Genomic DNA, 17,946 nt, shown 5'->3' on the forward strand with positions numbered 1-17,946 from the left:
GGTGCGGGAGCGGGCGCTACGCCGCCGGCTTGCGCGCCTCGATGAGGAACCGCGTCGAGTACGCGACGAACGGCCCGTCGGCGGTGATCTTCTCGTGCAGGTCTCGCAGCCGGGGCAGGTGGGCCTCGACCGTGAAGCCCGGCACGATCCAGATCACCTTCCGCAGGAAGTAGACGACCGCGCCGATGTCGAAGAACTCCATGCGGGTCTCCTCGTAGCGCAGGTCGACGACCTCGAGCCCTGCTTCGGCCGCCGCGACCCGGTCTGCCTCCGGGGCGCGCATCTGCCGAACTTCCTCCGGCTGCGGGCCGAGGAACCACTCCACGACCTCGAACACCGAGTGCGGCCCCACGTGCTGGGCGAAGTAGCTGCCTCCCGGGGCGAGCACCCGCGCGATCTCGTCCCACCAGACCCGCACGGGGTGCCGAGACGAGATCAGGTCGAACGTGTCGTCGGCGAAGGGCAGCGGCGGCTCTTCGGCGGCGTTCACCACCACGATGCCGCGAGGCCCGAGAAGGCGCTGCGCCTTCTGCAGGTTCGGGGCCCAGGATTCGGTGGCCACCGCCAGCCGCGGAACGCTCGGCACCTGCGCCAAGACCTCACCCCCGCCGGTCTGCAGGTCGAGCGACGACTGGACCCCGGCCATCCGGTAGCCGAGGGCGCGCGAGAAGCCCCACGAGGGTCGCGCTTCGGTCGCACGGCCGTCCAGCCACGAGAAGTCCCACCCTTCGACCGACGCGCTCGCGGCCTCGGCCACCAGCTCGTCGAACCCCCGCTCCGTCATGTCCACAGTGTGCCGCGCCTGCCCGTCCCGTCGCGACCCCCGTCGTCACCACGCTCGCTCGCGCGCCGCGCGGGCCGAGACCTGGCGATCACCGCTGGCGGTAGACGAGTCGACGATGCCCCGCCCGCAGCACGAGTATGCGCAGCTCGTCGTCGAAGACGTCGTAGATGATCCGGTAGTCGCCCGTTCGCACCCGCCACTCCCCGCCGCCGCCGACGAGCTGCGTCGCCGCAGGAGGTCTCGGGTTGTCGGCCAGCAGCTCGATCGCTGCCTGGATGCGACGCCGAGCGGGCGGATCCATCTTGCGCAGCTCGCGGACCGCCGCCGGCGTGATCGTGATCTCGTAGGTCACTCGAGGCCCAGGTCGCGCTTCACCTCGGCCCACGGGATGACCGTCTCGGGTGCTTCGGCCATCTCGTCGCGAGCATCGGCGGCGTCGAGGATGTCCTGCATGTCTTCGGCCAGCGCCATCAGGTGGGCCAGGTCGTCGCTGTCGACGATCGCCGCGACGCGCTTGCCGTGGCGCTCGAGGAACACGGGCTCGTGATCGGCGTGCGCCTGTGACACGAGCGCGCCGAGGTTGCTCCGGGCGTCGGAGAGGCTGATGGCCGTCGCGAGACTCATGTCACAAGTGTACCAAATGTACTGATTGTACGAATCGGTCGAAACGACGCCGACACACGGGGTCGCTACAGTGAGGCCGATGACCGACGCGAACGCCAACGACTTCCGCGACAAGCTCCGCACCGCCCTCCACGTCGAGCGCTGGGTCGACGACGTCGCGGCGAAGGCCCCCTTCAGCGACCTCGACTCGCTCGTGATGGCCGCGTACGACGCCGCCACGCCTCTCACCCCGGCCGAGATCGACGAGGCCGTCGCCGCCCACCCGCGCATCGGCGAGAAGCCGGCCGGCGCGACGCAGTCGGCGGCGCTGAGCCGCTCCGAGCAGTCCGCTCCCGACGCCGACGACGAGCAGCTCGCCGCCGCGATCGCGCAGGGGAACGCCGACTACGAAGCGCGGTTCGGGAGGGTGTTCTTGATTCGCGCCGCGGGGCGGACGAGGGCCGAGGTGCTCTCCGAGCTCCTGCGCCGGTTGGAGCTCGACGACCAGACCGAGCTCGAGATCGTGGGAGAGCAGCTGCGCGACATCGCCCTTCTCCGCATCGAGACCCTGTTCTCGCAGGGAATCGTCGCCGGAGGTGCCGCGTGAGCCACGTCACCACCCACGTGCTGGACTCGAGCATCGGCCGGCCCGCCGGCGGCGTCTACGTCGAGCTGCAGGAGCCGACCGGTCGCGTCCTCGGCACCGGCGTCACCAACGCAGACGGCCGGGTCCCCTCGCTCGGCCCCGACGTGCTCGACGACGGCGCATACCGGCTCGTGTTCGACACCGGCGCGTACTTCGCCGCGACCGGCACGGCGACGTTCTATCCGTCGGTCACGCTCGACTTCCAGGTGTCGGGCGATCCGCACTATCACGTGCCGCTGCTGCTGAGCCCCTTCGCCTACAGCACCTACCGCGGCTCGTAGTTCTCCCGGCTGTCGCGAATTCGCGACCGGAATCGCGTTCCGACCTCACCCGTTACTGCCGTTCGGCGGTGTTTTGCCCGAATCGGTCGCGAATTCGCGACACCCCGCGTCAGTACGCCGTGCGGGCGGCAGCCGTCAGCCACGTGTCGAACGGCTGGGCGGCGTGTGATGGCCGTACGGTGTCGACGCGGAGCTCCCACTCCGACCGGTCGCGCGCGAACAGCTCGTAGAACGCGAGGTCGTCGAACCCACCCCGCGCGGCGTCGTACCGGTCGGCGGCGAACACCACGCGATCGACGCGCGACCACAGCGCGGCGGCCAGGCACAGGGGGCACGGCTCGCACGACGTGTAGAGCGTGCACCCGTCGAGGGCGAACGATCCCACCACCTGGCACGCGGCCCGAATGGCGACGACCTCGGCGTGGGCCGTCGGATCGAGGTCGCGGGTGACGCGGTTCTGCCCCTCGGCGATCACCGTTCCCTCGGGGCCGACGATCACGGCCCCGAAGGGCCCGCCGCCGTCGCCGACGTTCGCCGTGGCGAGGTCGATGGCGCGTGCGAGGTGGGCGGCGTCGGCTGTCGCCGATCCTGCAGCAGGATCCGACACCCCGCGGGGCGCGAGGTCGCCCGTCGCCGCCCGGCCCGCCGGGCCCGCGGAGGTCATGCCAGCCCCGCCGAGAACCGCCAGGCCTCGCCTGCGTCGGGGGCGTCGTCGCGCGTGACCTGCGCCTCGATGAGGCCGTAGGGGCGGTCGGCGGCCCAGAACACCTCCTGCTTGTTCTCGATGCCGAAGCGGCCGATGTCGTAGGTGAAGTGGTGCTTGTTGGGGGCCTTGAGGCGCACCTCGGCGATGAAGTCGAAGGCCTCGAGGACGGCCTTGCCCATGGCCCAGAGGGTCTGCTGCAGGGCGAGCGAGTGCAGGGTCGCGAAGTGCTTCACCATGATCGCCTTGATCTCGGGGTAGACGGCCTCGAAGTCGATGTCGTCGAGCGACTGCCCGGCCGTTGGCGCGAACCGCCACTGCGCCTGCAGGGCCGTCGCCATGATGCGGTCCTTCTCCTCGGGGAGGGTCGTGTACTCGTCCTTGAGGAAGCCGGTGAACTCCGACCCGGTGCTCTTGAGCAGCACGAGGTCTTTGAGGCCCCCGATGACGTACTCGCCGGTCGCGTCGACCGTGATCGCGGCGGTGCGGACCTCCTGGCCCTTGCGCAGCCAGGTGTGGTCGTGCTCGGCTCCGTCGACGACGGCGCGCTCCCACGCGTACTCCTCGACCTCGATGCGGGCGCCCTCGACCGGGTCGACGTCGTGCACGAAGTGGTGCGCGAGCTCCAGGCCGAAGGCCTCCGGCGAGGTGATGCCCTTCGACTTCGCGAACGCGTACGCCGTGTTCTTCTGCGTGTCGGTCGGCAGCACGTTCGACTGGTCGCCCTCGAGATACGCGTTCTGGAACGGGCCGCGCAGGGCGGTCGTCACGTTGAGGTCGCGGATCTCGTGCCGAGGGGTGTCGCGCACGATGCGGACGAGTCGTGATTCCGCTTTGCCGTACTGGATGTCTCCGAGGATGATCGCCATGCGCGCAGTCTGTCAACAAAATGTAACCGGGGTGTTTCGGCGCGGTTCCCGATTGCTTTCAGGTGAAACCAATAGGTTCGCCACGTGGTTTCGAAAGCAGAGCAGGCGGCCCGGCGTCGCGCCAAGGTCGAAGAATTCCGACGGCAGCAGGAGCGGCAGCAACGTCGACGCCTCATCTTCATTCTCGCCGGGGCGGTCGCCACGGCGATCGTGATCGTCATCATCTTCCTCGGAGCAGACGGTCGCTTCGGCGGCGGCTGGTCGAAGCCGGCGTCGACGAGCGCCGCGTCGCAGCAGATCATCCCGTCGAAGCCCGACGGCACGACGACCACGACGCAGGCGGCGGTGACGAAGGTCGCGAACACCACCGGCATCGACGGCGTGGTCGCGTACGACACCGAGGGGTGGCCCGGCAACGGCGACGCCCACAAGGGCGCCCTCGAGCACGACCACGTGACCGGCCCGGTGACGTACTCGATCACGCCCCCGGTCGGCGGCCCGCACAACGCCATCTGGATGAACGCCGGCGTCTACACGAAGCCCGTGCCGACCGAACGTGCGGTGCACAACCTCGAGCACGGCGCCGTGTGGATCACCTACGACCCCGACCTCTCGGCGTCGCAGGTGAAGAAGCTCACCGCGTTCGTCGGCAAGCAGACGATGATCCCCGAGAGCGAGCAGACCGCCGGCCAGGAGAACCGCTACATGGACCTCTCGCCGTGGGCCTCGAACGACCTGCCCTCGAAGATCGTGATCTCGGCCTGGGGCTACCAGCTGCAGGTCTCGAGCGCCTCGGACCCGCGGCTCCAGAAGTTCGTCGACACCTTCCGCCACAACCCGAAGTACACGCCCGAGTACGGTGCCCCGGTGGACGGCGTGCCGATCAACACGGGCGGTCGCCCTGCGAAGTTCGGCAGCCTGAAGGCGAACCCTCCCGGTACTGCCACCGACTGACGCTGCACTCTCCGCGCCACTCGTTTTGGGGTGCGCGACCCGCCGATGCCGAGTTGAGGCCCGAGTGCGCTCTCGGGCATACTGGTCTGGCATTCAATTGCATCCGCTGCACCTCGTGCAGCAAGTCCTACAGCCGCCTTCGGGCGGCTGTAGTTGTTTCAGCTTGGTGTAACGACGAGGTGACCGTGTTTCTCTGCTACATCGACGAGTCAGGCGATGAACAGGCCCTTCGAACCAAGAACGACCCGCCCGTGCTCGTTCTAGGTGGGCTTGTCGTCGAAGAGTCGCAGAGCCGCGGCCTCATCTGGGACTTCCTCCAGTTGAAGAAGAAGTACAACCCGGCGTTGGCGGCAAAAGACGCGCAGCTCTCCGACGTCATAGCGTTCGAGATAAAAGGCGCCAACTTGCGAGCCGACATTCGGTCTGACTCGCGTCGCCGTCGACGCCGCGCCTTCGGCATTCTCGACGACGTGATCTCTCTTCTCGACTCCCACAACGTGTCGCTCATCGCTGAGGTCCATGTCAAAGGGCAGAAGGTCCTCAACCGCTGGATCTACTCAGATTGCGTCGCGTCGCTCGCCGAGAAATTCGACGTTCAACTTCGTGCCGCCAGTACGACTGGCCTCGTGGTCCTCGATGCGCGGACGAAGGCGAAGAACGTTCCTAGCGTCCAACGAATCACGACGAAGCGCTTCAAGTCAGGCGCGAACGCTTACACGCACCTGGCCGAGTCACCGGTCTTCGGACACTCCGATGCCCACGTCGTCCTGCAGATCGTTGACATCGTGGTCTGGGCGTTGGTCTTTCCGATGGCATGTGCCGGTTTCTGCCTCTGCCTTCTTGATAACGCTCACCCGAGCAGTGAGTACCTCCACGTCCGTGAGCGCTATGGCCAGAAGCTGCGACTCCTGGAGTACCGGTATCTGGACCGTGATGGATCCCGAGTGGGTGGAGTCCGGGTTCATGACCACATGAATCGCCAGCCAACGCTGGCGCTCTTCGAGGATGTACCGTTCCGCATTTCCTCCTAGGCCGCGGCCTGATTGAGCGGCTCCTGCGCCTCGGTCCGCCCCGCACTCAGCAGACGTCGTCCGACTGACGCCTGCCTTTGGCCCCCTGCGTCGCGGCTCGCTGAGCACTGTTTGCTGACTCGAGAGTATGTGCCCTGACACGTATGGTTTCCGGTGGGAGGAACCGATGACCGCGTCATTCCAAGAACTATCTGTCGAGACCAAGGCCCGATGAACGGATGATGCTTTGGCCGCGTACGACGCGGCGTCGGCATCATTCACCGCCGAGTTCGGCGTGCGCACCGAGCGGAGTGACAGTCAGCCGTCGCGTGGCGGCGGTGACGACTCACTGAAGGTTGGTTAGCGGGTGGCGGCCTCGGCGATGGGCGAGAAAACAGGGTGAGCAGTGAACACGGGCAAGACATTCGTCGATGGCGCAGACCGCATCGACGCGCTCCTGGCACGTCCGGGCATGACCGGGAAAATCGCCGAGATTGACGTGCGGGCCGATGAGGAGGATCGCTCCTAGGGCGTGAGCGTCGCGATGGTGCACGAGTCGTCGCGACGTCGAGCTCGAGTTGTCGGCCCTGACCCAGAAGTAGCCGGCCGACACGGCTCGTTAGGCCACCGGCCGCCGCGCCTTCGGCAAAGCCGCGATCACGAGCCGGTACGACTCCCGGATCAACTCCTCGTCGAGCCCGTCGGGCAGCGACCCGTCGAGCGTGACGGTGATCCAGTGCCGCTTGTTCATGTGGTACCCCGGCGTCACGGCCGCGTGCTCGCGCACCAGCGCCTCGGCGTCGGCCGGCTCGCTCTTGAGAGTGATCGACGCCACCTCGGAATGCAGCGGCAGGATCGCGAACACCCTGCCTCGCACCTTCATCACCGCGGTCTCGAACCCGAACGGGTGAGTGAGCTCCGCCGACGGCAGGTTCTGGCAGAACTCGAGTGCTTCGTCGTCGTTCATGTGGACGATCCTGCCTCCTCCTGACGCGGCGACCTGGACGCGCGGGCGGGTCGGCCCGACGCCCGCGACGACGCGTGCCATGCTTTTCGCAAGGATATTCATGTGCACGCGCGGAGAGGACAGCGCGACACAGACGTGACCGCAGGGGGTCGCCGTGCTCGACCTCACCGCACTCACGAGCCGCCGACGACGCACCCCGCACGAGCCGGCCGCCCCCGAGGCAGCAGCACCCGCGGCCGCGCCCGAGAAGGCAACGGCCGCGGGCCGACGACGCACCCCACGCACCCGCGCCACCACCGCCGGCCCACCCCCGCTCCCCCCGCGCCACGCCGCCCCCCGCGGCTACGCCGGCTACGGCCACCCCATGCCGCACCGCACCCCCGCCGCGAGCTCCCCCGGCCTCGGCGGCGAACGCTTCTCGCCCGAGATCCAGGCCCTCCGCGCCCTCGCGGTGACGCTCGTCGTCTTCTTCCACTCCTTCCCCGAGGTCGTGACCGGAGGCTTCGTCGGAGTCGACGTCTTCTTCGTCATCTCGGGGTACCTGATCATCGGGCACCTGTGGCGGGAGCGCGAGGCCACCGGCACCGTGAACGTCCTGGCCTTCTGGTCCAGGCGCATCCGCCGGCTCCTGCCGGCCGCGGCCGTGGTCTTGATCGTGAGTCTCGTCGCGACGCTGCCGCTCGTGCCCATTCAGCGGTACCCGGCGATCCTCGAGGAGTTCTGGTCGAGCGTCGGACTCGTCGAGAACTGGACCCTCGCGAACCTCAGCGTCGACTACTTCCAGTCGGGGCGCGCCGCCTCGCCGTTCCAGCACTACTGGTCGCTCTCGGTCGAAGAGCAGTTCTACATCGTCTGCCCGCTCGTGCTCGTCGCCGCCGTCTGGATCGCGGCCCGCCTCCGCCGCCCGGGCCCGCGACGCCACACCGGCAGCGAGCTCCACGCGGCCAGGCGCAGCGCGGCGGGCTTCGCCGGCGTCGTGGCGGTCGTCGGCGCGGCCAGCCTCGTCTACTCGGTGATCTTCACGGCGCAGGATCCGACAGTCGCCTACTTCTCCACTCTCACCCACGTGTGGGAGTTCTCGGCGGGAGGCCTGCTCGGGTTCGCCGCCCCGTCTCTTCGGCAGACACTCGCGCGACTGCCGGGGTCGCTGAGGAGGGTCGCGGGCAGCGTGGCGCTGGGCGGGGGAGTGTCGCTGATCCTGCTGGCCGCGTTCGCGTTCGACGGGTCGAACGGGTTCCCCGGCTGGCGGGCGCTCGTGCCGGCCCTCGGCGCCGTGCTCGTGATCGTGTCGAGCGCGGTCGAGCTGCCGCGGCCCGTGGCGCTCGCGGTGGCGTGGCGTCCGGTCGACTTCGTCGGGGCGATCTCGTACTCGCTGTACCTCTGGCACTGGCCGGTGCTCATCGTCGCCGGGCTGATCGTCGGCGGCAGTGGCGCCGCGGGCGACCCGCTCGTGGCGCTGCCGTGCATCGCGGTGAGCGTGCTGCTCGCCTGGCTCTCGAAGCGGTACGTCGAGGACCCCGCGCGTGTGATCCACCACCCGCGCCGCGCGGTCTTCCGCACCTACGTCATGGCGGCCGCCGCCGTCGTGATCGTGCTCGCCGTGTCGATCGCCCCGACGCACCACTACGACGGCGCCAAGGCGCAGGCCGTCGAGGCGTACCGCACCCTCAGCGGGCAGGCGCAGGGCTCGTCCGAGACGGGGCTGACCTGTGTGGGCGCAGGAGCAGCGCTCCAGCCCAACCCCGACACCTGCCCCGCCAGCCACACCGTCGGCGCCGCCGAGGCCGCCCTCACCCCGTGGCTGCCGACCCTGGCCGCCGACACCACCACGGGCACGGCCGACACGATCACGTGGAACAACTGCCCGTCGAGCTTCGTCGGACACCTGCACACCTGCTCGTACGGGCCGAAAGGCGCCGCCTTCCACATCGAGATCGTCGGCGACAGCCACGGGTTCCAGTGGGCGCACACGATCCTGCCGCTCGCCCTCGCGCGGGGCTGGCGCGTCACCGTCAACTGGCAGGCGGGGTGCCCGCTGGCCATCGCCGGCTACTACACGCCCGGCGGCACCGGCGACTCGGAGGAGGGGCCGACCTGCCAGGACTGGCAGCCCGTGATCCTGAAGAAGATCGAGAGCGACAGGTCGATCGACGCGGTCGTGATGAGCAGCTTCTCGCACAAGTACGCCGCCGACGGGCAGTCCGCCAAGATCCCCGGGGTCGAGAAGGCGAACGCGGCGGTCATGCGGCAGCTCGTGGCCGCGGGCAAGCGGGTCGTGGTGATGGCGGATCCCCCGGATCCGGGTCGAGACATCCCCACTTGCATCGACGACGCGCCCTCGAAGGTCGACCCGTGCACCACCCCGCGCTCGCAGGCGGTGCTGCCGGACCCGATGGCGCAGGCCGCCCGGTCGCTGCACGACCCCCGGGTGAACCTCATCGACATCACCTCGCTGATGTGCGACGCGAAGGTCTGCCACTCGGTGATCGGCGGCGTCACGGCCTACGAAGACAGCCATCACCTGTCGAGCCAGTTCCTGAACTCGCTCGGGCCGGCCGTCGCGCCCGTGCTCGACCAGCTGGCGGCGGACGCCCGCTGAGAACTCTTTCGCAGGATCGGGAATGCCGTGCGTCCGGCTGAGTTGCGTTAAGCAAGCTAGATCGATCACCGACGAAAGAAGAGACCATGTCCACCACCCCCAGCCTCGACGGAGCCGTAGTCCTCGTCACCGGAGCGAACGGAGGCCTCGGCGAGGAGTTCGTCGCGCAGGCCCTCGCCCGCGGCGCCGCGAAGGTCTACGCGACCGCCCGCTCCCCGCGCACCTGGTCGGACCCGCGCGTCGTGCCGCTGGCGCTCGACGTCACCGACGCCGCCTCGGTCGCCGCCGCGGCGGCCGCGGCCTCCGACACGACGGTCCTCGTCAACAACGCCGGCATCAACGTGCGCGACGACAATTCGCTGACCTCCTCGTCGCTCGACGCGGTGCGCGTCGTCTTCGAGACCAACTTCTTCGGGGCCGTGCGGGTGGTGCAGGAGTTCGTCCCGATCCTGGGCCGCAACGGCGGCGGCGCCCTGATCGACGTGCACTCGGTGCTCAGCTGGATCGGCATCGCCGGCATCTACTCGGCGTCGAAGGCCGCCTTCTGGTCGGCGACGAACTCGTTCCGCCTCGACCTCGCGCCGCAGGGCACGCACGTGCTCGGACTCCACCTCGGCTACACCGACACCCCGATGACCGCGGCGCTCGACGTCGAGAAGGGCGACCCGGCCGACGTCGTGCGCGACGCCTACGACGGCCTCGAGCGGGGCGAGCACGAGGTGCTGGCCGACCAGATCAGCCGCGACGTGAAGGCCGGGCTGTCCGCTCCGGTCGAGGCGCTGTACCCGCAGCTGGCCGCGCGCGTCTGACGTTTCCTGCTGTTCGGCGGGCGCCGCGTTCGAGTTCTGGGGGCGCGGCGCGCGTCGGTACCTCGGGCCGATTTCTCGAGAAGATGTCACTCCTGCGGAGGATGCGGGACGACGGAAATCAGAGGTTGGCCCGAGGCGGGGTCCTCCCGTAGGGTGGTCGGGATGCACCCGAACGAGAAGACCTCCAGCACGCCTGTGTCCGCCCTCGTCGACCTCGCAGACGCTCCCACGTCTCGCCCCTCCGGTCGTCGTCGCGCCGCCACGCCCGTCGCTGACCTCTCGTCCGCCGGTGCCCTCTCGTCGCCCGTTTCGGTTGGGGCGCAGGAGCCAGCTTCGTTCGCACCGAGCGCGTCCGCCGCCCACGCGACGTCCGACGCACCCACGTTCGACGCCGTGGTGAGCCCCCGCCGTGCCGCCCGCGCCGCACGCGAGGCAGCCGCCGCCGCCGCGATGTCGGAGGCGCCCGCCTCCGTCCCGACGTCCCCCGTCCTCCCGACCACGGCGGTGCTGCCGGTGGTCGAGGTCGCGCCCGCCTCGGCTACTACCGTCGCTCCTGCTGCCGCCGAGCCGGTCCAGCCCGTCGCTCCGGTTGCGCCCGCCGCGGCGTCCGTCGCCGCCCCTGTGTCGCCCGCCGCCGAGCTCGCCCCGACACCGTTCACCGGGTCGCTCGCCGTCGGCATCCCCGCGCCCGAGTCGTCCTCCGGCCGTCGTGAGACGTTCGTGCCGTCGGCCGCCGGTGCGGGTCGCGGTTCGGCTCGCCCGGCGTCGCGCTCCACGGTCGCGCGTCGTCGTCCCGCTGCTCTCGCCGCGCCTGCCGCCCAGGCCCGCCCGCCCCGCCGGGGAGCGTTCTCGCGCGTCGGCGTCCGCGTCGCGGTCGCGGCGGTGATCGCGGGCATTCTGGCCACGAGCATCCTGCCCGCCATCGGCCACACCGGCGCTGCGAAGGCCTACGCCTCGACCAACGCCGACGGCTCGACCACCGTGCACATCGGCAACCAGACCTACGACGTCGCCGCCGGCGTCGACAGCCAGGTGCTCGCCCGCGACGGCTACAGCGCCACCTCGGTGCTCGACTACGAGACCCAGGTCATCGCGAACCGCAAGGCCGAGAAGGTCACGACCTACACGGGCCCGACGGCCGCGGAATACGTCGCGCACCCGCTCTACTCCGACAACCCGCTCGACCGCTCGCAGGTGTTCAACGTCGCCCTGCAGTACCTCGGCACGCCCTACGTGCACGGCGGCGCCGACCCGTCGGCGTTCGACTGCTCGGGCTTCATCATGTTCGTCTACGCGCAGTTCGGCATCTCGCTGCCGCACTACGTTCCCTCGCAGGACGCCCTCGGCACCACGATTCCGCAGTCCGAGGCGGTTCCGGGCGACCTCGTCGTCTTCGACAACGAGGAGCACGACGGCTTCTACGCCGGCAACGGCATGATCCTCGACGCCCCCAAGCCCGGCGGTGTCGTCTCGGTGCGTCCGATCTGGGACCAGCCGCACCACTTCGTGCGCATCAACCCGTAGCCCGGGTCTCGTCGCGCGCTCCTCGAACCGTCGCTGCGCCTCGCGTCGCAGTGCTCGGCCATGCTCGCCCGCGCCGCCGCGGTTGCCCGCGTCGCGCGTCCGCCGCCCGCCTGCCCGCGTCGCGCGTCCGCCGCCCGCCCGCCCGCGTCGCGCGTCCTGCCTGCCCGCCTACTGCCCGCCGCCTGCGCGCCGCCCGTCGACCTGGTGCCTGCCCGCCGGGTGCCCGCCTGGCCGCCGGCTCCCCGTTGCCGGCCCGCTGGGTGTGTTGCTTCACTTTTTTCCCTCCTCAACTACGCAGTTGAGGAGGGAAAAAAGTGAAGCAACACCCCGGGGCTCGCTGAACAGGCCAGGCACGCGGCGGCCTCCCGCCGCCGCGTCCCGTTCGCCGGGCGTGCGACGAGCGGCGCGCCGCGCCGGGCGTGCGACGAGCGGGCTGCGACGAGCAGGCTGCCACAGCCGGGCGTGCGGCGAGCTGCCCGGCGATCGGACGAACGACGAAAGGCCCCGCCGCGAGGCGGGGCCCTTCGGATGGGGCACGTCTACTGGTGCCGGGAGTCCGGCTCGACCGGGGCGGCGTGCGCACCGTGCGGGTGGTCGGCCACGTGGTGACCGTGCGACGGAGACGGCTCGGCAGGATGCGCGGGGTCGGCGGCGTGAGCCCCGTGGCCGGGCGCGTGGCCGGCGGCGGGGGAGCCGGCGGGCTGTGTGCCGGCTCCTGCGCCCTGAGGCTGCGGCTCGCCGGACGCCGCTGAGGCCGAACCCGGACCACCCGACGCGTCGGCCGCCGAAGCACCGGCGCCAGCCGGAGCCCCCGCACCGGCGGGCGCACCGGCGGCACCGCCGGGAGCACCACCCTGAGCCCCGCCACCGTGACCACCGGGCGCACCCGGCACGCCGACCCGCTTGGGCAGAGCGAACACCAGGCCGAACGCGACGATCGCGAAGATGACGCTCACGAGCATCGCCTTGGCGGAGGCGTTCCCGAACCCGGTCGCCAGGTTGTCGAGTGCCTGCTGCTTCACCGCGGCGATCGCCGCCGGCGTAGGAGACGTCGGGGCAGCAGGCTTCGCCACGACAAGCGTCCCGAACAGCACCGACCCGATCACCGCGATGCCCACGGCGCTGCCGACCCGCTGCACGGCCGCGATGACAGCCGACGCCGAGCCCGCGTCTCGGCGGTCGACCGTGGCGACGATGAACTGCGCGTTCGGGGCGATGAAGAAGCCGTTGCCGATGCCGGCGAAGAACAGCGGCGCGACGAGCATCCAGTTGGTGAGGTCGGTCGCCTTCACGGCGACGAGGATCAGCCACACCGAGATCAGCCCGGCGGCGACCAGCGCGGTGCCGATGATCAGCACGGTGCGACCGAGACGCGCGGCGAGTCGCCCGCTCTGCGACGACCCGAGGATCGAGCCGACCGCGAACGGGATCGTGACGACGCCCGACTCGAGCGCGGTGTGCGCCAGGCCGGTCTGCCAGAGCAGCGAGATGGTGAAGAAGATGCTCGTGAACGCGGCGAAGTAGACCAGCGCGAGCACGACTCCGCCGGTGAACTGCGGGTGGCGGAACAGCGCGGGCGGCACGAGGGGGCTGCGACCGACGTGGGCGACGTGCACCTCCCACAGGCCGAAGACCGCGAGCAGGATCACGCCGAGTGCGATCGTGAGATAGGTCCAGAGCGGCCAGCCGTCCTGCTGCCCCTGAATGAGCGGCACCAGGATCGCGACGAGGGCGGCCGACACGAGGAACACGCCGAACCAGTCGAGACCCGCGGGCGGGCGGGGCGCGTTCACATCGCGCTTGGGCAGCCAGATCGCGGCCAGGATCAGCGTGGCCAGGCCGATCGGCAGGTTCACGTAGAAGACGGTGCGCCAGCCGTCCGTGTCGCCGAACGCCTGGATCAGCAGACCGCCGACGATGGGGCCGAGCGCCGACGAGACGCCGATGACCGAGCCCATGATCGCGAACGCGCGACCGCGGGCCTGCGGCGGGAACAGCAGCTGGATGAAGGCGGTGACGGCGGGCACGAAGATGCCGCCGGCGAGGCCCTGGATCACGCGGAAGATCACCAGCTGCTCGTCGGACTGCGAGATCCCGCAGGCGAACGAGGCGGCGGTGAAGATCAGGATGCCGGTGAAGTACACCCACTTGTGGCCGATGCGGTCGCCGATCCTGCCCGCGGGGATGAGGGCGAGGCCGAAGGCGAGCGCGTAGCCCGAGATGATCCACGAGAGGGTCGACTCGGACGCGTTCAGCGACGACTTGATGGTCGGCAGGGCGACGTTGACGATGGTGGTGTCGAGCAGGGCGATGAACATGCCCAGGAGCAGGACGACGAGGGCGCGCCAGGCGTGCCCGGGGATCGCGGGTGCGGCCGGCTTCGACGAAGCGGGGGCCGCGCCGCCGACTGTGGCGGTTGACATGGTGATGGTGCCTTTCGTTCCGCGCGAGCGCGCGGCAGGGTGGAGCGGAAGGGGAACGGGTCAGGGGGTCGCGCGGTCGGGTTCGGGCCGAGCGCGCTCGTCGGCGACGATCGCCGGGAGGTTCGCCTGGAGGTCGCGCAGCCAGTCGATCTCCGACCGCAGTCGGTGTTCACCGTGGCTGATCACGAAGTCCTCTCCGAGGCTCAGGTAGGGGCGTGCCCGCTCGTTGTTGGCTCGCATCGTCGCGAGGCGCACCTCGTACGCGTCGATGCGCTCCTGGATCGTACGCGGCAGCTCGTCGAGCCGCTCGGGGTCGAGCCGCGCGAAGGCCAGGTCGAACGGGTCGGGCCGGTAGGCGATGTCGGCGAGGGTCGACTGGTGCAGGTCGTGCAGCACCTCTCGCCCCCGCGACGTGATGGCGTAGACCTGGCGCTCGGGGAAGTTCCCCTCGCGCTCGGTGCGCACCTCGGCGAGCAGCCCGTCGGCCGCCAGCCTCTTGATGGCGCCGTACAGGGCGCCGACACTGACGTCGGTCCAGAGTGAGATGCGCTCCTGTTCGGCCTGGAGGCGCAGCTGGTGCCCGTGCATCTCCCCGTAGCGCTCAAAGGCGTCGAGAATGAACAGGCGAATGGACGACATGCGACTACTCTCGCATAAGTAGTCTCACGTGGTCAAGTCATGGGCGCAGGAGCCGCGCCAGACCCCGTCGCCCTAGACGGCACCCCGCGCCGCACGGTCCGCCCGCACCACCCCGAACGCGATGAGCGCGAGCATCAGAATGATGACGACCGCGAGGACCCCGCCCGACCCCGGGCGGTACAGCACCACGAAGCCGCCCGCCGCCGCGATCACCCCGGCGATCGTCATGGGCAGCAGGGCGGCGAGGTGGCCTGCCTCCCAGGCGGACTGGGAGGCGAGCAGCGACGGGATCCTGATGCCGGCCACCGTGTTGAGGCGGAGGATGCCGCCGGCCGCGGCGACGGTGGTGCCGACGATGGCGACGGCGACGACGAACAGGACGATGGCGGCGATGATCACCGAGCAATCGTAGCCAGCGCCGACGCGCGCGGCCGCCCGACGCCGAGACACCCCCGGCCCGACGGTCTCGGGCCGGGTGAGGCCCGATCGCGTCGGATCGAGGGTGTCTGGGAGTGGCGAGCCGCTAGCCGAGGTCGGACAGGAAGCGGTTCGTGTACTCGAGGGCGGTCGTGCCGCTCATCGAGTTGCAGGTCGCCGACGCGGTGGTCTGCGCGGTCGGGCACGGAGTGTCGCGGTCGAGCGACCAGTAGTGGACTCCGGCCAGGCCGTTCGCCTTGGCGAACGACACGATCGTGTCGACGTCGGCGAGCGAGACGACGTTGCTCGACGAGTCGTTGACGCCGATCATCGGGGTCAGCTCGATCTTCGAGTACGGCGTGCCGTAGGTGTGCTGGAGGTTCTCGGCCGCCTGGATCGCCGACTGGCCCATCTCGCAGACGCCGTTCGACACGACGCAGACGCTCGGGGTGCCGGCGCCGTAGTCCATCGTCATGAGGTCGATCGTGTAGTTCGTGAGGCTCGACGACTGGATCGCCTTCATCACGGTGCCACCGGTCGAGTTGAGGCCGCCGTACGAGCCGTCCGACGCGGCGAGGGTCGCCAGCGTGAACGAGAAGCGCAGGTTCGGGTAGGTCGCCTGAGCGCCGGCCGCCGCGTTCACGAGGTTCGAGATGTCGGAGGCCGTCTGGCCCGACTCGATGTCGAAGTCGATGCCCACGAGGTGGTTCGACGAGTAGCGCTGGATGAAGCTGTCCATCGCCGCCGTCGAGCCGCAGGTGAACGAGCCGGCCGCGCCGCCGGTCGAGACGACGTAGTCGACGCCGGCCGCGTCGAGGGCGGGGACGTTGGCCGCGGCGAAGTCGGCGCCGGCGACGCCGCCCCAGTTCTCCGAGCCGCAGGTGCCGGTCGCGAACGCGAGCGAGATGCCCTTGAGATTCGGCTCGGCGGTGGCCACGAGGCTGTTCGAGCCGCCGACGACCGGGATCGTGGTGCCGGTGACGGCGGTCTGCATGACGTCGGTGTTCCAGTTGAGGCTCGACGTGACGTCCTTGTAGGGGCTGAAGAAGGTGCCGCTGATCGAGCCGGTCGCACCGGTGCCGGTCGAGCCGCCGGATCCTGTGCCCGTGCCGGTCCCCGTGCCCGTGCCCGTGCCGGTCCCGGTCGACCCGGAGCCCGAACACGCCCCGCTGTTCGTCCACGGGAGCCCGCTGCCGGTCGGCCCGGAGTTCGTGGCGGGGTCGTTGCCCTGCGTCCACCAGTTCGCCGTGTAGTTCGTGCCGTTCTCGCTGACGGTCGCGCCGCCCGAGTAGGCCGTCGACGCGCTCCACGCGGTGGCGCACGACGGGGTGTCGGCGTTCGCGACGCTCGCCCCGACCCCGGCGAGCGACGCCCCCACGACGCCCGCGGCCACGGCGGCGAAGCCGAGCCCTCTGCTGATCCTGCTGGTCTTCATCCGATCCTCCGTTTCGGCCCGGGCACGGTGCCCGGTGCCAGTGAGAAGCCCTTCCATACCCGAATATGTAAGGGAGACAAACAAACAAACACTGGACAGACCGTACTGCCCCGTTCGGGGGTCACGGAAGAGGGCCGCGACGCGTTAAGCGCGCGACGTGCGCAATCCGGCTAAGGCGAATCCGGCCGCAGGATCGCCGACACCCGCCCGGCGACAGCTAGGCGCGGCGGTTCTTGACCAGCGCCTCCGCGTACGACGCGTACCACTGGCCGGCCTTCGGGCCGCCGTTGCAGGTGCCGTCGCTGACGCCGGGGGACTTGATCCAGAGGAGAGCGTCGAGCCCCGTCGTGCCGGCCGACACGTGGGGCGCCTGGCCGAGGCCCGTGCCCTCGGGGTTGCACCAGGTGCCCTTCCAGCCCTGGCCGTTGCGCGAGACGTCGATGACGTACTTCGCGCCGCCGGTGAGGTTCGACACCTTCTCGGCGTAGGCGCGCTCGTCGTCGACCGGGTAGAAGCTCGCGACGTTCGTGAAGAAGCCGCGGGCGTACCGGATGCCGGCCTTCTTCAGCCGGCTCGCCATCTCGGCGGGCTGCACCCAGTGCGAGTTCCCGGCGTCGAGGTAGGCGGGGATGCCCGCGTCGTGGAGCTCCTTCACCGACTGCCGGATCAGGGGAATGCGGGTGTCGGTCTGCGACGGGCAGTTGCTCAGCATCGCCAGAGAGTCGGGCTCGACGATGACGGCGGAGTGCTCGCCCCGCTTCTCGCCCCGGGCCAGGGCCCTGGTGACGGCCTTCATCCAGGTCGGGTACTCGGCCGTGCTGAAGCCGCCGGCCGAGAAGTCGCCGCAGTCGCGGTTCGGGATCGCGTAGGTGACGAAGACGGCGGTCTTGCCCTGCTTCTTGGCGGCGGCCAGGTTCGCTGCGACGACCGCGCCGACCTTCTTCGCCGAGTACTGGTCGCCGAGCCAGATCGACACCGGCGTCTCGGCGATCGCGGCCGCGGCCTTCGACGCGGACTCCTGGCCGTCGGCCGCGAGTCGCACCGCGGCCTGGTGCGCGAGGCTGTCGGCCTGAAGGTAGAGCCCGCCCGGGAACACCTTCGTGTTGGGTTCGGTGCGGAGAGTCATCGGCGTCTTCGTGTCGGTCGGGGTCGTTCCCGTGCATCCTGCGACCAGGAGGGCGACCGCGGCGACGGCGGCCGACACCGCGACGAGGCGGCGGGTACGGCGGGCGTGGTGGTGAGTCATCGCGGCTCCGATCGGCGAAGAGGGGCAGTCGCGCCCT

General features: G+C 70.2%; 19 protein-coding genes. 8 read left to right on the plus strand and 11 right to left on the minus strand.

Features of this window, described 5'->3' with window-relative positions; genetic code table 11:
* Positions 1-16: 16 nt before the first annotated feature.
* From C8E83_RS15630 to C8E83_RS15640, 3 genes are all read right to left on the minus strand, one after another.
* Positions 17-784, minus strand: a complete 768-nt coding sequence (locus C8E83_RS15630) for a methyltransferase domain-containing protein (protein WP_121371950.1) — start codon at positions 782-784, stop codon at positions 17-19.
* 88 nt (positions 785-872) lie between these two features.
* Entirely contained in the window at positions 873-1,136 is a 264-nt protein-coding gene (locus C8E83_RS15635; protein WP_121370889.1) for a type II toxin-antitoxin system RelE family toxin, read from the minus strand.
* Positions 1,133-1,408, minus strand: a complete 276-nt coding sequence (locus C8E83_RS15640; protein WP_121370891.1) for a type II toxin-antitoxin system Phd/YefM family antitoxin — start codon at positions 1,406-1,408, stop codon at positions 1,133-1,135. Before C8E83_RS15640 ends, C8E83_RS15635 begins: the two co-directional genes overlap by 4 nt.
* Positions 1,409-1,487: 79 nt before the next feature.
* On the opposite strand from C8E83_RS15640, the gene uraD reads away from it, so the two are divergent.
* Both uraD and uraH read left to right on the plus strand, forming a co-directional pair.
* The gene (uraD, locus tag C8E83_RS15645) at positions 1,488-1,994 is read left to right on the plus strand and encodes a 2-oxo-4-hydroxy-4-carboxy-5-ureidoimidazoline decarboxylase (RefSeq protein WP_121370893.1); all 507 of its coding nucleotides are present in this window, start codon (positions 1,488-1,490) and stop codon (positions 1,992-1,994) included.
* Positions 1,991-2,314 (plus strand): hydroxyisourate hydrolase, encoded by a 324-nt coding sequence (gene uraH / locus C8E83_RS15650; protein WP_121370895.1) that lies wholly within the window; start codon positions 1,991-1,993, stop codon positions 2,312-2,314. The genes uraD and uraH overlap by 4 nt, the downstream gene beginning before the upstream one ends.
* Positions 2,315-2,423: 109 nt before the next feature.
* Here uraH and C8E83_RS15655 read toward each other — a convergent pair whose 3' ends face one another.
* Both C8E83_RS15655 and pucL read right to left on the minus strand, forming a co-directional pair.
* Positions 2,424-2,978, minus strand: a complete 555-nt coding sequence (locus C8E83_RS15655) for a nucleoside deaminase (RefSeq protein WP_121370897.1) — start codon at positions 2,976-2,978, stop codon at positions 2,424-2,426.
* Positions 2,975-3,886 (minus strand): factor-independent urate hydroxylase, encoded by a 912-nt coding sequence (gene pucL, locus C8E83_RS15660; protein WP_121370899.1) that lies wholly within the window; start codon positions 3,884-3,886, stop codon positions 2,975-2,977. The genes C8E83_RS15655 and pucL overlap by 4 nt, the downstream gene beginning before the upstream one ends.
* A gap of 84 nt (positions 3,887-3,970) precedes the next feature.
* On the opposite strand from pucL, the gene C8E83_RS15665 reads away from it, so the two are divergent.
* From C8E83_RS15665 to C8E83_RS20045, 3 genes are all read left to right on the plus strand, one after another.
* Complete coding sequence (locus C8E83_RS15665) at positions 3,971-4,840, plus strand: thioredoxin-like domain-containing protein (protein ID WP_121370900.1); 870 nt, start codon at positions 3,971-3,973, stop codon at positions 4,838-4,840.
* 185 nt (positions 4,841-5,025) lie between these two features.
* On the plus strand, positions 5,026-5,871 hold the full coding sequence (locus C8E83_RS15670; RefSeq protein ID WP_170159967.1) for a DUF3800 domain-containing protein: 846 nt from the start codon (positions 5,026-5,028) through the stop codon (positions 5,869-5,871).
* A gap of 385 nt (positions 5,872-6,256) precedes the next feature.
* Positions 6,257-6,379, plus strand: coding sequence for a hypothetical protein (locus C8E83_RS20045; protein WP_281270826.1), 123 nt, complete (start codon positions 6,257-6,259; stop codon positions 6,377-6,379).
* A gap of 90 nt (positions 6,380-6,469) precedes the next feature.
* On the opposite strand, the gene C8E83_RS15675 is transcribed toward C8E83_RS20045, so the two are convergent.
* Positions 6,470-6,898, minus strand: a complete 429-nt coding sequence (locus tag C8E83_RS15675; protein ID WP_245981730.1) for an MmcQ/YjbR family DNA-binding protein — start codon at positions 6,896-6,898, stop codon at positions 6,470-6,472.
* Positions 6,899-6,971: 73 nt separating this feature from the next.
* On the opposite strand from C8E83_RS15675, the gene C8E83_RS15680 reads away from it, so the two are divergent.
* The 3 genes from C8E83_RS15680 (at position 6,972) to C8E83_RS15690 (ending at position 11,749) form a co-directional block, all read left to right on the plus strand.
* Complete coding sequence (locus C8E83_RS15680; protein WP_121370904.1) at positions 6,972-9,416, plus strand: acyltransferase family protein; 2,445 nt, start codon at positions 6,972-6,974, stop codon at positions 9,414-9,416.
* Positions 9,417-9,502: 86 nt separating this feature from the next.
* A complete protein-coding gene (locus C8E83_RS15685; protein WP_121370906.1) occupies positions 9,503-10,225 on the plus strand; it encodes an SDR family oxidoreductase in 723 nt (240 codons plus the stop codon).
* A gap of 162 nt (positions 10,226-10,387) precedes the next feature.
* Complete coding sequence (locus tag C8E83_RS15690; protein ID WP_121370907.1) at positions 10,388-11,749, plus strand: C40 family peptidase; 1,362 nt, start codon at positions 10,388-10,390, stop codon at positions 11,747-11,749.
* Between the two features lie 539 nt (positions 11,750-12,288).
* Here C8E83_RS15690 and C8E83_RS15695 read toward each other — a convergent pair.
* The 5 genes from C8E83_RS15695 to C8E83_RS15715 form a co-directional block, all read right to left on the minus strand.
* Positions 12,289-14,172, minus strand: coding sequence for an MFS transporter (locus C8E83_RS15695; protein ID WP_121370909.1), 1,884 nt, complete (start codon positions 14,170-14,172; stop codon positions 12,289-12,291).
* A gap of 60 nt (positions 14,173-14,232) precedes the next feature.
* Positions 14,233-14,811: a PadR family transcriptional regulator gene (locus C8E83_RS15700; protein WP_121370911.1), complete on the minus strand. Its 579-nt coding sequence runs from the start codon at positions 14,809-14,811 to the stop codon at positions 14,233-14,235.
* A gap of 72 nt (positions 14,812-14,883) precedes the next feature.
* Entirely contained in the window at positions 14,884-15,210 is a 327-nt protein-coding gene (locus C8E83_RS15705) for an SdpI family protein (RefSeq protein ID WP_170159968.1), read from the minus strand.
* A 124-nt stretch (positions 15,211-15,334) separates the two neighbouring features.
* Positions 15,335-16,663 carry a carbohydrate-binding protein gene (locus C8E83_RS15710; RefSeq protein WP_121370914.1) on the minus strand — a complete coding sequence of 443 codons (1,329 nt, stop codon included), beginning with the start codon at positions 16,661-16,663 and terminating at the stop codon, positions 15,335-15,337.
* A gap of 217 nt (positions 16,664-16,880) precedes the next feature.
* Positions 16,881-17,909: a glycoside hydrolase family 6 protein gene (locus tag C8E83_RS15715; RefSeq protein ID WP_121370916.1), complete on the minus strand. Its 1,029-nt coding sequence runs from the start codon at positions 17,907-17,909 to the stop codon at positions 16,881-16,883.
* Positions 17,910-17,946: the final 37 nt, after the last annotated feature.

The organism is Frondihabitans australicus (assembly GCF_003634555.1).
Lineage (GTDB): Bacteria > Actinomycetota > Actinomycetes > Actinomycetales > Microbacteriaceae > Frondihabitans > Frondihabitans australicus.